Below are 12,857 nucleotides of genomic sequence, written 5' to 3' on the forward strand. Positions count from 1 at the left end.
ACAATTACATGCAAGCAGTGCGTAACTGGGCTACCCGTTGTGCGCCGTGGTTTGGTGCGGTGAGCCTGTTTGGCGCTGTACAGCTGGCCGAGGCCGGCGACTACGACAACTCGCCCCAGGTGGCCGAATTCGTTGGCCAGATGAGCCGCGACCATGGTTTTGCCCCAGAACAACTGATGGGCGTGTTCCGTGAAGTGCAGCGCAAGCAGTCGATCCTCGATGCGATTTCGCGGCCAGCCGAACGGGTCAAACCCTGGAAGGAATACCGCCCGATGTTCCTCACTGACGCGCGCATTGCGCGGGGCGTGGACTTCTGGCGCCAGCACGAAGCCGTGCTGGCGCGGGCCGAGCAGGAATATGGGGTGCCGGCACAATACATCGTGTCGATCATTGGCGTTGAAACCTTCTTCGGGCGCAACACGGGCAACTTCCGAGTGCTTGATGCGTTGTCCACCCTGGGCTTCGATTATCCCCCACGCGCCGAATTCTTCCGCAAGGAACTGCGTGAGTTCCTGCTGCTGGCCCGTGAAGAACAACTCGATCCCCTGACCCTCAAGGGCTCCTATGCCGGGGCCATGGGGCTGCCGCAGTTCATGCCCAGCAGCTTTCGCAACTACGCCGTGGACTTCGACGGTGATGGGCACATCAACATCTGGACCAACCCCGATGATGCCATCGGCAGCGTGGCGAACTACTTCAAGCGCCATGGCTGGATGGCCGGGCAGAGCGTGGTCAGCCGCGCCACCGTGCAGGGCGAGCGCGCCGATCAAGGCCTGACCACCGGTATCGAGCCGGCCAGCACGGTCGGGGAGTTGCGTGCCCTTGGCTGGTCGGTTCATGATTCGCTGCGCGATGATCTGCCCGTCACGGCCTTCCGCCTGGAGGGTGAGAACGGCCCCGAGTACTGGGTGGGCTTGAAGAATTTCTACGCGATCACTCGCTACAACCGCAGCGTGATGTATGCCATGGCGGTGCATCAGCTTGCGCAACAGCTGGTCCAAGCACGGGGCGTCAACTAATGCGCGCAATTTTCTCTACCACTTCCTTCAAGCTGGTCACCTGCGCCGCCATCGGCCTGGCGTTGGTCAGTTGCTCCTCCAGCCGCCCGGCGCCCAAGAGTTCCAGCGGCGCGAGCGTGGTGCGCAGCCAGCCCGGCCTGGACATCAACCGTGCCCACAAGGACGGTGCGCCGTGGTGGGATGTGGACGTCAACAAGATCCCCGATGCCACGCCCACCCTGCACACCGGCAACTACAAGGCCAACCCCTACACCGTCCTGGGCAAGACCTACTACCCGATGCAGGATGCGCGCAACTACCGCGCCGAGGGCACGGCGTCGTGGTATGGCACCAAGTTCCATGGTCAGAACACCGCCAACGGCGAGCTGTACGACCTGTACGGCATGAGTGCCGCGCACAAGACGCTGCCATTGCCCGCCTATGTAAAGGTGACCAACCTGGCCAACGGTCGCAGCGTCATCCTGCGGGTGAACGATCGCGGCCCGTTCTATTCCGATCGCATCATCGACCTGTCGTATGCGGCGGCGAAGAAGCTGGGCTACGCCGAGATCGGTACTGCCCATGTGCGCGTCGAAGGCATCGACCCCCAGCAATGGTGGGCTCAACGCGGCCAGACGCCGCCCATGGTGCTCAAGGAGCCCCAGGTGGCCCAGACCCAGGCGATCCCGGCCAGCTCCGGTCGGGTAGAGCAGTGGACGCCACCGCCGCAGCAGCATGCGGCGCCGGTGGTGCCGGTGCAGGTCGGTGGCAACAACGTGCCTGCCGGCACTGGCGGCAGCTTCCTGCAGGTCGGCGCATTCGCCAACCCCGATGCGGCCGAGCTGCTGCGCGCCAAGCTCAGCAGCATGGTCAGCGCACCGGTGTTCATCAGCTCGATCGTACGCAACCAGCAGACGCTGCATCGCGTACGCCTGGGGCCGATCAACAGCGAGGGTGAAGTCCAGCAGGCGCAGAACAGCATCCGCCTGGCGAACCTGGGGCAGGCCAAGTTGGTCACAGCTGACTGACCAGGCGTCCCGACAGGGTGACTGACCCCTCGCGCACGCTATGAACAGCCTGCGGGTGGGGTCCACCTATGGACAAGAGCGGTGCAAAGTGGCGGTTTTGTCATGAATTGACAGGCCCAGCCATGTACAATGCCGGTTTTGCCCGCAGCGGCACCCTGTCGCACGTTGCCGGGCCAGGCCCCAGGCCAATAACTAGACTGACCGGTGCTGGGCCGTGTGCTTGCCCAGAAAACATCTCCAGACCATTAGCGATTTTCGAGAGACGGATGAACATCACCAACCTTGCCAAACGACTTTGCTTGCCCGTATTGCTCCTGCTCACCCCGGTGGCCTTCGCGGCCGAGCAGATGACGCCCGCGCCGCCTCAACTGGCAGCCAAGTCCTACGTACTCATGGACGCGTCCAGCGGCAACGTGCTGGTCGAGAACAACGGTGACGAGCGTCTTCCGCCAGCCAGCCTGACCAAGCTGATGACCGCCTACATCGCCACGCTGGACATCCGCCGTGGCCAGATCGGCGAAAACGACCCGGTGACCGTCAGCGAAAACGCCTGGCGCACCGGCGGTTCGCGCATGTTCATCAAGGTGGGCAGCCAGGTGACCGTCAGCGACCTGCTGCACGGCATCATCATCCAGTCCGGCAACGATGCTTCCGTCGCCCTGTCCGAGCACATCGCCGGCAGCGAAGACGCTTTCGCCGACATGATGAACAAGACCGCTGCCGACCTGGGCATGACCAACAGTCACTTCATGAACCCCACTGGCCTGCCGAACCCGGAGCATTATTCCTCTGCTCACGACATGGCGATCCTGGCCCGTGCGATCATCAACGTCGACCCGGCTCACTACGCCATCTATTCGCAGAAAGAGTTCTTCTGGAACAACATCAAGCAGCCTAACCGCAACCTGCTGCTGTGGCGTGACAAGACCGTGGACGGTCTGAAGACCGGCCACACCGAAGAGGCTGGCTACTGCATGGTGGCATCGGCCGTACGTGACGGCCAGCGCCTGATCGCCGTGGTGTTCGGTACCAACAGCGAGCAGTCCCGCGCTGCCGAAACCCAGAAGCTGCTGACCTACGGCTTCCGCTTCTTCGAAACCCAGACCTTCTATCAGAAGGGCACCGAGCTGACCAAGGCTCCTGTGTGGAAAGGCGCCACCAGCGAAGTCAAGGCCGGCCTTGCCGAAGACCTGACCATGACCATGCCCAAGGGCCAGCTCAAGCGCCTGCAGGCTTCGATGACCATGAACCCGCAACTGACCGCCCCCATCGCCAAGGGTGACGTGATCGGCAAGGTTGAAGTCAAACTGGACGACAAAGTGGTTCACAGCGCCGACCTGATCGCCCTCGATGGCGTCGAGGAAGGTGGTTTCTTCCGCCGTATGTGGGATAGCATCCGTCTATTCTTCTACGGGTTGTTCAACTGACACGTGACCTGCACGCCCCCGCGTGATCGCGGGGGTGTTGTTGTTGCCACGGCTTGCGAGGCCGTTTCCGCCATGAGCGAACCAGACGTCAAGTCTCACAAAATCGAATTTCCCTGTGCCGATTATCCGATCAAGGTCATCGGTGACACCGGTGTCGGCTTCAAGGACACCGTGATCGAAGTGCTCAGCAAACACGCCAAGGTCGATCTTTCCACGCTGGCCGAACGCCAGAGCAAGGAAGGCAAGTACACCACTGTGCAATTGCACATCGTGGCCGAAAGCGAAAATCAGCTCCACGATATCAACAGCGCCCTGCGTGCCACCGGCATCGTGAAAATGGTGCTCTGATGCCCGGCTGCCTCGGTGTCCGCGAACTTGGCCTGCAGCCCTATGAACCGGTGCTCGAGGCCATGCGGCGTTTCACTGAGCAGCGCACTGCCGATACCCAGGATGAAGTCTGGCTGGTCGAACACCCGCCGGTCTTCACGCAAGGGCAGGCTGGCAAGGCCGAGCACCTGCTGGTGCCGGGCGATATTCCCGTGGTGCAGACCGACCGGGGTGGCCAGGTGACCTATCATGGGCCAGGCCAGCTGGTGGCCTATCTGCTGCTGGATGTACGCCGCCTGGGCTTCGGCGTACGCGACCTGGTCAGCCGCATCGAGCGCAGCCTGATCGCCCTGCTCGATGGCTACGCGGTGCAGGCCGCTGCCAAGCCCGATGCACCGGGTGTGTATGTAGACGGCGCGAAGATCGCTTCGCTCGGCCTGCGTATCCGCAACGGCCGCTCCTTTCATGGCCTAGCCTTGAACGTGGACATGGACCTGGCGCCCTTTTGCCGAATCAACCCCTGCGGTTATGCGGGGCTGGCGATGACCCAGCTGCGTGACCTGGCAGGCCCGATCGAACTCGACGAGGTCAGGACAAGGCTGCGCGAACAGCTGGTCAAGCACCTCGACTACGCAGAGCAGACGACCCTCACGGGCGGAATCGACTGAATATGACTACTGTGCAAGAAGCCGTGCCGAACCTGATCCCAACCCAGGACGCTACTGCGCGTTCCGCCCCCAAAAAGGTCGAAGCCGGGGTCAAGCTGCGAGGCGCCGACAAGGTCGCGCGCATCCCGGTCAAGATCATCCCCACCGACGAGCTGCCCAAGAAGCCTGACTGGATCCGCGTGCGTATCCCGGTCTCGCCCGAGGTAGACCGCATCAAGCAACTGCTGCGCAAGCACAAGCTGCACAGCGTCTGCGAAGAAGCCTCCTGCCCGAACCTGGGCGAGTGCTTCTCGGGCGGCACCGCCACCTTCATGATCATGGGCGACATCTGCACCCGCCGCTGCCCGTTCTGCGACGTGGGGCATGGCCGTCCCAAGCCGTTGGACCTGGACGAGCCGAAGAACCTTGCGGTGGCCATTGCCGACCTGCGCCTGAAGTACGTGGTCATCACCTCGGTTGACCGTGATGATCTGCGCGATGGCGGCGCCCAGCACTTTGCCGACTGCATCCGCGAAATCCGCGCCTTGTCGCCAGGCGTGCAGCTCGAAACCCTGGTTCCGGACTACCGGGGCCGTATGGACGTGGCGCTGGCGATCACGGCCCAGGAGCCGCCGGATGTGTTCAACCACAACCTTGAAACCGTGCCGCGCCTGTACAAGGCCGCTCGCCCGGGTTCGGACTACGACTGGTCGTTGGACCTGCTGCAGAAGTTCAAGCAGCTGGTACCGCATGTGCCCACCAAGTCCGGCCTGATGCTCGGGTTGGGCGAGACCGACGAAGAAGTGATCGAGGTCATGCACCGCATGCGCGAACACGACATCGACATGCTCACCCTGGGTCAATACTTGCAGCCATCGCGCAGCCACTTGCCAGTGCAGCGCTTCGTGCACCCCGACACCTTTGCCTGGTTCGCCGAGGAAGGCTATCGCATGGGCTTCAAGAACGTCGCTTCCGGCCCATTGGTGCGCTCGTCCTACCACGCCGACCAGCAAGCGCACGAAGCCAAGATCAAGCTCTGATCTGACCGTGAAAATAGAAATGCCGATGCGCCGCAAGGCTGCATCGGCATTTTTTTTTCTGCCAGCCAACCCGTAAGCTGTCCGGGACAAGCCGTATGGAGTTGCCCGATGAAGTGCGTTGAACCTTCTGCCTTGCCACTGCGCAAGGCCATTGCGCCCGATGCCTGTTTTGCCGTGGTTGCCCCGGCAGGCCCCGCGCGTCTGGATGTGCACAAGGCGACCCGGTGGTTCGCCGAGCGCGGCTACCGCTGCCGGGTCTATCCGGGTGCGACCCAGGCCGAGGGCTACCTGGCAGGCGCCGACGCGCAGCGACTACAGGACCTGCACGACGCCTTCCGGGACCCGTCCATCGACGCGGTCCTGTGCATGCGTGGCGGCTACGGCAGTATGCGCCTGCTGGACAGGCTCGATTTCGAGCTGTTGCAAAACCACCCCAAGCCCTTGATCGGCTACAGCGATATCACCGCCTTGCATGCGGCGCTCTACCGCCATACAGGGATGATCAGCTTCCACGGGGCCATGCTCAACGCCGACCTGTTGGGGGGCAAGCAGGCACCGACCGAATCGTCGCTGGTGGCGCAGCTGAGCGGGCACCTGGCAGCCGGTGACCCGATCACACACCCGGCGCAGTTCCCCTTGAACACCGTCATCCCCGGCCTTGCCAGTGGCCCGCTGATGGGGGGGAACCTGTCGATGCTGGGTGCAACCCTGGGGACCTTGGCAGAGCTGGATACCCAGGGCTGCATCCTGTTCATCGAAGATGTGAACGAGCCGTTGTACCGGGTCGATCGTCTGCTGACGCAGTTACGGCTGGCCGGCAAGCTGGAAGGTATCAAGGGTGTGCTGGTAGGGGACTTCGCTGGCATTACCGCGTCGGCGCTGGCACCGCTGCTGCGCGACACGTTCGGCCCCTTGGGCGTACCAGTACTGGCCGGGTGGCGCAGTGGACACTGTGACCCCAATATCTGCCTGCCGCTGGGTGCCCGAGTGACGCTGAACAGCGAACGGCAGCGCCTGGTGCTTGAGCAGGCGCTGTTCCAGGCGTGAGCCTGGCGCCAAGGCCACCCCAGGCAGACGATTACCGTTGCTGGGGTAGCTGACCCGTACCATCGCCAGTAAGCGTAAGCCTACGGCTACCGTAGGCTCTCCAGGAGCTTGTGCGTCGGATAACCATCGGCTGGCCAGCCCAGGCCCTGTTGGGCGTTACGGATGGCCTTGCGGGTGTTGGCGCCAATGATCCCGTCGGCGTTACCCGCATCAAAACCCTTGGCATTGAGCAAGTTCTGCAACTCCATGCGCTCGCTGCGGCTCAGGGGCGTGTCGTCCTTGGGCCAGCTGCCAGCGATGAAGCCCCAGCCGGTGAAGCGATCGCTCAGGAGGCTGACGGCCAGCGCGTAGGCCGATGAGTTGTTGTACTTGAGAATGGCGCGGAAGTTGTCGAGAACCAGAAATGCTGGGCCTCGCGCACCAGCGGGCAGCAACAGGGCGGCTGGCAGCTCATTGCTACCGGCTGGCAACTGCGTACCGGCAGGCAGTGTCAGGCCCATGGCCAACCATTCGGCGATAGGCTTGCGCGAGGTCCCGTCAGCTTGCCAATAATCGAAGCCTGCCGGTACCTGCACCTCGAACCCCCAGGGTTGGCCACGCTTCCAGCCTGAGCTTTGCAGGTAATGTGCGGTGGAGGCCAAGGCATCGGGCGTGCTGTTCCAGATATCGCGGCGGCCATCGCCGTCGAAATCCACGGCATGGGTGTTGTAGGTGGTCGGGATGAATTGGGTCTGGCCCATGGCGCCGGCCCAGGAGCCGCGCATCGCGTCGGCTTGGATATCGCCGTGCTGGATGATCTGCAGGGCGGCAATCAGCTGGTCATGCGCAAACTGTGGACGTCGCCCTTCATAGGCCAGGGTGGCCAGGGAGCGGATCACTGACTTGCTGCCCTGGAACTGGCCGAAGTTGCTTTCCATGCCCCATACCGCGACCAGGATCTGGCGATCGACGCCATAGCGCTGTTCCAGACGGGTCAGCAGCTCGGCGTTCTGCTCCAGCAGCCTTTTGCCGTTGCGTACGCGCAGGGGCGACAAGGCACCTTCCAGGTATTCCCAGACTGGCCGGGTGAATTCTGGCTGGCTTCGGTCAGCCTTGATCACGTCCATGTCGGGGGTAACGTCGAGAAACGCCTTGTCGAAGACGTCGGGGGCAATGCCCGCTTGCAGGGCCTGCTGGCGGAAACCTGCTTGCCACTGGGCGAAGGTTTGGGACGGCTGGATATCTGGGTTGCTGTCTGGCGCCTTGCCAGGTGCATTTACGACGGGGGCCGGCTGCGCCTGGGCGAGGGGCAATGCATCGGCTGCCGTGGGTTTTTCCGCACAGGCAACGAGCAGGATGAAGCTGGAGGCCGCAACGAGCTGGCGGGTTTCCCAGCGAGGAAAAAGACGGTAGAGCATGCACAGGTCCAGGTCTGCAGGTCAGGTGATGACCATATCATGCCTGCGCTACGGATGCCTTCATGCCGCCAAAAAGTAAGAAGCCTCCCAATCTCTCGATTGGAAGGCTTCGCGGCGGTAGCTGCCCTTGCCTTTCTCCGGTCGTTCCTGACGGCAACGGAACAGGGGCTGGGCGACGATGGACTTGGCCTTGTTGTGGCCTTGCTTGTTCGGCTTTTTGCTCATGAAGGCGGTTCCTGTGTTCGGACATTGCAGGCTGGATTGTGCAGGGTTGGCCGGGGTCAGGCCAATTGATTGTTTATAGGGTGAGCGTGATCTGGCCGTTTCATGAGGTGGCGTGCCGGCGGTGGCCAACAAGCGCGTGCGCTACAGGCAGGGCACCGGCTATTGGGCAGGCAGTGCCAGGCGCTGGCCGGCCATCAGCAGCGCCAGGCGCGCCAGGCCCGTCCAGGGTGAACCCTGTGCCTGGCCCTTGATCTGGGCGTCGATACGCTGAGCGTCCTGCAGCAGCTGTGGCCAGCGTTGCGCAGGTAACCGCTGCAGGGCCTTGCTGACCAGGGGGCGGCGTTTGTCCCAGATCGGCGGGCGTGCCTGGCTGAAGGCTTTGTCCAGGGGAACGCCTTGACTGAACAGTTGGGCCAGGCCCGCCAGTTGCCGCAGTTCACGGGCCAGGGCCCACAGAATCACCGGCGGCTCCACCCCTTCGCCGCGCAGGCCTTCGAGCATGCGCAAGGCATGGGCGGCTTCACCCTTGAGAATGGCGTCGACCAGCCCGAAGACGTCAAAGCGCGCGCTGTCCGCCACCGCAGCCTGGACGGTTTCCAGGGTGATGACATTGCCCTCGGCCAGCAGCTTGAGCTTTTCGATTTCCTGCGCGGCAGCGAGCAAGTTGCCCTCCACGCGCGCAGCAATCAGGTCCACGGCATCACGCTGGGCGCTCAGGCCTGCCTGTTGCAGCCGCTGATTGATCCACTGAGGCAGCTGATGCGCGTCCACGGGCCATATCTGGATGAACTGGCAGTGATCACCCTCGACCAGTGCCTTGCCCCATTTGGTCTTCTGCGCGCTGGCATCGAGCTTTGGCAAGCTGATCAGCAGCAGCGTGTCTTCGGCAGGGCGGGCGCAGTATTCCAGCAATGCAGCAGCACCCTTGTCGCCCGGCTTGCCCGAGGGCAGGCGCAGTTCCAGCAGGCGTCGCTGGGCGAAGAGCGACAGGCTCGCACCCGCTTGCAGCAGGGTGCCCCAATCGAAGTTGGCATCGGCACTGAACACCTGGCGTTCGTCGAAGCCTTGCTGGCGGGCGGCGCTGCGGATCGCGTCGGCCGCTTCCTGGCACAGCAACGGATCATCGCCGCTGACCACGTAGACGGGCGCGAGCGAGCCTTGCAGGTGTTTGGTGAGTTGAGCGGGGGCGAGTTTCATGGCATTGGGGGGCAGGGCGCCTGGCGGCGCCCTGCACGGGCTCAGTTGCCCGGCACTTCCAGTGGCGACTGCTGAGGTGTCTCGGCCTGCTGGCGACGCGCAGCTTCAAGCGCATCCGCTTCGGCCTTGGCACGCTCATCGGCCTTGCGCTGCAGCTCATCGAGCTGGGCAGGGGTGAGGTTCTGCAGGCGCACGATCATGGCATTCACCAGGTCGCGGCGCATCTCGTCACGGGCGCGCTTGGCATCCTGCTCGGAACCGGTGATGTTCGAGGCGTCGCGCACATAGATCTTGCGCACTTCGACCTTGTCGCTGGTCAGCTCCAGGTTGTTCAGGCCCTGAATGCTATAGTCCAGCTCGGTGGTCAGCTCGAATTCTGCCGTGCGGTTGCCGCTGTTGTAGGTAACGGCGCGCTGGCGCTCCTGTTCGTTGGTCAGCACCAGGCGGTACGGTGCGCCTGCGTGAACGTTCACGCCGCTGCGCTCGAGCACTTCGCGCAGTTGAACCACGGTCGGGCCGTAGGCATTGCGCGCGCTGACGTCCATCTCCTTGACGCTCAGTTCGCTGGTGCCCGTGCCGCGCAGCTGGAACCCGCAGGCGCTGAGCATGACCGCCAGGCCGACTACCAGCAGATTGCGTTTGATCATGTTGTTGCTCCCTCGTGAGCCTGTTCCGCCCGTGCGCAGAGCCTGCGAACGGGCGTTGCCATCAGTTGGCGACGATATTGACCAGTTTGCCCGGCACCACGATGACCTTGCGGATGGCCAGGCCATCGATGAAGCGCAGGACATTCTCGTTGCTGCGCGCGGCGGCTTCGACTTCTTCACGGCTGGCTGCGGCCGGCATCTCGATCTGGCCACGCAGCTTGCCATTGACTTGCACCACCAGGGTCACGGTGTCCTGTACCAGCGCAGTTTCATCCACTGCAGGCCAGGCGGCATCGATGACGGCCTGGTCATGGCCCAGTTGCTTCCACAGCTCGTGGGAGATGTGCGGCGTGATCGGAGCCAGCAGCAGGGTGACGGCTTCGAGGCCTTCGTGCAGCAGGGCACGGTCTTGCGCGGTGGCCTGCGGCGCTTTTTCCAGCACGTTCATCACGGTCATCACCTGGGCGATGGCGGTGTTGAACTTGTGGTACTGGCCTACATCGGTGCTGGCTTGCTTGATGGCGGCGTGGATGGCGCGGCGGATCACTTTCTGCGCGTCATTCAGGGTCGCAACCTCCAGCTTGCCAGGCAGGCCTTGGGCGACATGAGCCTGGGCCAGGCGCCAGACGCGGCGCAGGAAGCGGCTGGCGCCCTCTACGCCGGAGTCGGACCACTCCAGGCTCATGTCGGGCGGCGAGGCGAACATCATGAACAGGCGGCAGGTATCGGCGCCGTACTGCTCGATCATCGACTGGGGATCGACGCCGTTGTTCTTGGACTTGGACATCTTCTCGGTGCCGCCGATTTCAACCGGCAGGCCATCGGTCTTCAGGCGTGCGCCGACGATCTTGGCCTTGGCGTCGCGCTCGACTTCGACATCGGCGGGGTTGAACCAGTCCTTGCCGCCGTTGCTGGCGACCCGGTAGTAGGTTTCGGCCACGACCATGCCCTGGGTCAGCAGGTTCTTGAACGGTTCGTTCGAAGTGACCAGGCCTTCGTCACGCATCAGCTTGTGGAAGAAACGCGCATACAGCAGGTGCAGGATGGCGTGTTCGATGCCGCCGATGTACTGGTCGACCGGCAGCCAGTGGTTGGCCGCTTTGGGGTCTACCATGCCGCCTTCGTAGTTGGGCGAGGCATAGCGCGCGAAGTACCACGAGGACTCGACGAAGGTATCCATCGTGTCGGTTTCGCGTTTGGCCGCAGTGCCGCACTTGGGGCAGCTGCATTCGTAGAATTCGGGCATGCGTGCCAGCGGCGAGCCTGCACCGTCTGGCACCACATTTTCAGGCAGGGTAACCGGCAATTGGTCTTCCGGCACCGGCACATCGCCGCAGGACGGGCAGTGGATGATCGGAATCGGGCAGCCCCAGTAACGCTGACGGCTGATGCCCCAGTCGCGCAGGCGGAACTGGGTGCGGGACTTGCCCAGGTCTTTGCGCACCAGCGCCGCTTCGATGACGTCGAAGGCGCCGGCGAAATCCAGGCCGTCGAACTCGCCGGAGTTGATCAGCTGGCCATGCTCGCCATAGGCGGCCTGCCACTCTGCGCCCACTTCGTCACCTGCACTGGTACGCACCACGGCCTTGATCGGCAGGTCGTACTTGCGGGCGAACTCGAAATCGCGTTCGTCGTGGGCTGGCACGGCCATGACGGCACCGTCGCCGTAGTGCATCAGCACGTAGTTGGCGACCCAGACCGGCAGTTTCTCACCGGTGAGCGGGTGCTCGACCAGCAAGGACGTGGCCATGCCTTTCTTTTCCTGGGTGGCCATGTCCGCTTCGGCCACGCTGCCGCCCTTGCACTCGTCGATGAAGGCCTGCAGCGCCGGGTTGCCCTGGGCCGCCTGGGTGGCCAGCGGGTGCTCGGCGGCGACCGCCACGTAGGTGGCGCCCATCAACGTGTCCGGGCGAGTGGTGAAGACCTTCAGCGTGCCGGTGTGGCCAATGCTGGCCTGATCGTACGGGAACTGCACTTCCATGCCGCGGGACTTGCCGATCCAGTTGCGCTGCATGGTCTTGACCTGTTCAGGCCAGCCCGGCAGCTCGTCGAGGCTTTCCAGCAGCTCATCGGCATAGTCGGTGATGCGGAAGTAGTACATCGGGATTTCGCGCTTTTCAATCAGCGCGCCGGAGCGCCAGCCGCGCCCGTCGATGACCTGTTCGTTGGCCAGCACGGTCTGGTCAGCCGGGTCCCAGTTAACGGTGCCGTTCTTGCGATAGATGATGCCCTTCTCGAACAGGCGGGTGAACAGCCACTGCTCCCAACGGTAGTAGTCGGGCTTGCAGGTGGTGACCTCGCGGGCCCAGTCGATGGCAAGGCCCAGGCTCTTGAGCTGGGTCTTCATGTAGTCGATGTTTTCGTAGGTCCACTTGGCCGGGGCGACGTTGTTCTTCATCGCCGCGTTTTCGGCGGGCATGCCGAAGGCGTCCCAGCCCATCGGCTGCAGGACGTTCTTGCCCAGCATGCGCTGGTAGCGGGCAATCACGTCGCCGATGGTGTAGTTGCGCACGTGGCCCATGTGTAGCTTGCCGCTCGGGTACGGGAACATCGACAGGCAGTAGTACGTGTCCTTGCCTGGCTGTTCGGTAACAGCGAACGATTGTTGCTCGTCCCAGAACGTCTGGGCGGCGGCTTCGATATCACGGGGCGTGTATTGTTCGTGCATGGCTACTTTTGGCTGAGAGAGAGGAGACCTTTCCAGGCAGCGAACCTCGCTGCGTCCGGCACTCCGGTGTCATCGGGAGTGAACGCCGTAGCATACAGCAGCGCCGCGCATCGTGGGAAACGTTCGTTGCGAATGGCCGCTGGTCGCAGCGCCGGGCTGCTTTTCGCAACGACGCTAAGCTCTGGGGTGGGGGAGATAATCGTTATCTT

At 63.3% G+C, this 12,857-nt stretch carries 12 protein-coding genes; 7 read left to right on the plus strand and 5 right to left on the minus strand.

What is annotated here, in order from left to right:
* Window positions 1–8: 8 nt before the first annotated feature.
* From mltB to NMB38_RS02635, 7 genes are all read left to right on the plus strand, one after another.
* Window positions 9–1,019, plus strand: coding sequence for a lytic murein transglycosylase B (mltB, locus tag NMB38_RS02605; protein ID WP_027915259.1), 1,011 nt, complete (start codon window positions 9–11; stop codon window positions 1,017–1,019).
* Entirely contained in the window at window positions 1,019–2,026 is a 1,008-nt protein-coding gene (locus tag NMB38_RS02610) for a septal ring lytic transglycosylase RlpA family protein (RefSeq protein ID WP_027915258.1), read from the plus strand. Before mltB ends, NMB38_RS02610 begins: the two co-directional genes overlap by 1 nt.
* Before the next feature lie 266 nt (window positions 2,027–2,292).
* Window positions 2,293–3,453, plus strand: coding sequence for a D-alanyl-D-alanine carboxypeptidase family protein (locus NMB38_RS02615; RefSeq protein WP_023534573.1), 1,161 nt, complete (start codon window positions 2,293–2,295; stop codon window positions 3,451–3,453).
* A 72-nt stretch (window positions 3,454–3,525) separates the two neighbouring features.
* The gene (locus tag NMB38_RS02620) at window positions 3,526–3,801 is read left to right on the plus strand and encodes a DUF493 domain-containing protein (protein ID WP_027915257.1); all 276 of its coding nucleotides are present in this window, start codon (window positions 3,526–3,528) and stop codon (window positions 3,799–3,801) included.
* Window positions 3,801–4,448 carry a lipoyl(octanoyl) transferase LipB gene (gene lipB, locus NMB38_RS02625; RefSeq protein WP_027915256.1) on the plus strand — a complete coding sequence of 216 codons (648 nt, stop codon included), beginning with the start codon at window positions 3,801–3,803 and terminating at the stop codon, window positions 4,446–4,448. The genes NMB38_RS02620 and lipB overlap by 1 nt, the downstream gene beginning before the upstream one ends.
* 2 nt (window positions 4,449–4,450) lie before the next feature.
* Entirely contained in the window at window positions 4,451–5,467 is a 1,017-nt protein-coding gene (lipA, locus tag NMB38_RS02630) for a lipoyl synthase (protein ID WP_027915255.1), read from the plus strand.
* A 108-nt stretch (window positions 5,468–5,575) separates the two neighbouring features.
* A complete protein-coding gene (locus NMB38_RS02635) occupies window positions 5,576–6,514 on the plus strand; it encodes a S66 peptidase family protein (protein ID WP_490805810.1) in 939 nt (312 codons plus the stop codon).
* An 86-nt stretch (window positions 6,515–6,600) separates the two neighbouring features.
* Here the strand turns inward: NMB38_RS02635 and NMB38_RS02640 are convergent, their stop codons facing one another.
* The 5 genes from NMB38_RS02640 to leuS form a co-directional block, all read right to left on the minus strand.
* Complete coding sequence (locus tag NMB38_RS02640; protein WP_027915253.1) at window positions 6,601–7,911, minus strand: lytic murein transglycosylase; 1,311 nt, start codon at window positions 7,909–7,911, stop codon at window positions 6,601–6,603.
* A gap of 60 nt (window positions 7,912–7,971) precedes the next feature.
* Window positions 7,972–8,136 (minus strand): alternative ribosome rescue factor ArfA, encoded by a 165-nt coding sequence (gene arfA / locus NMB38_RS02645; protein ID WP_027915252.1) that lies wholly within the window; start codon window positions 8,134–8,136, stop codon window positions 7,972–7,974.
* Between the two features lie 159 nt (window positions 8,137–8,295).
* Window positions 8,296–9,333 (minus strand): DNA polymerase III subunit delta, encoded by a 1,038-nt coding sequence (gene holA / locus NMB38_RS02650; protein WP_023534580.1) that lies wholly within the window; start codon window positions 9,331–9,333, stop codon window positions 8,296–8,298.
* Window positions 9,334–9,374: 41 nt separating this feature from the next.
* Window positions 9,375–9,980, minus strand: coding sequence for an LPS-assembly lipoprotein LptE (locus NMB38_RS02655; RefSeq protein WP_027915251.1), 606 nt, complete (start codon window positions 9,978–9,980; stop codon window positions 9,375–9,377).
* Window positions 9,981–10,041: 61 nt separating this feature from the next.
* The gene (gene leuS / locus NMB38_RS02660) at window positions 10,042–12,648 is read right to left on the minus strand and encodes a leucine--tRNA ligase (protein ID WP_345956539.1); all 2,607 of its coding nucleotides are present in this window, start codon (window positions 12,646–12,648) and stop codon (window positions 10,042–10,044) included.
* Window positions 12,649–12,857 lie beyond the last annotated feature (209 nt).

This window comes from Pseudomonas sp. FBCC-B35 (genome assembly GCF_059133755.1).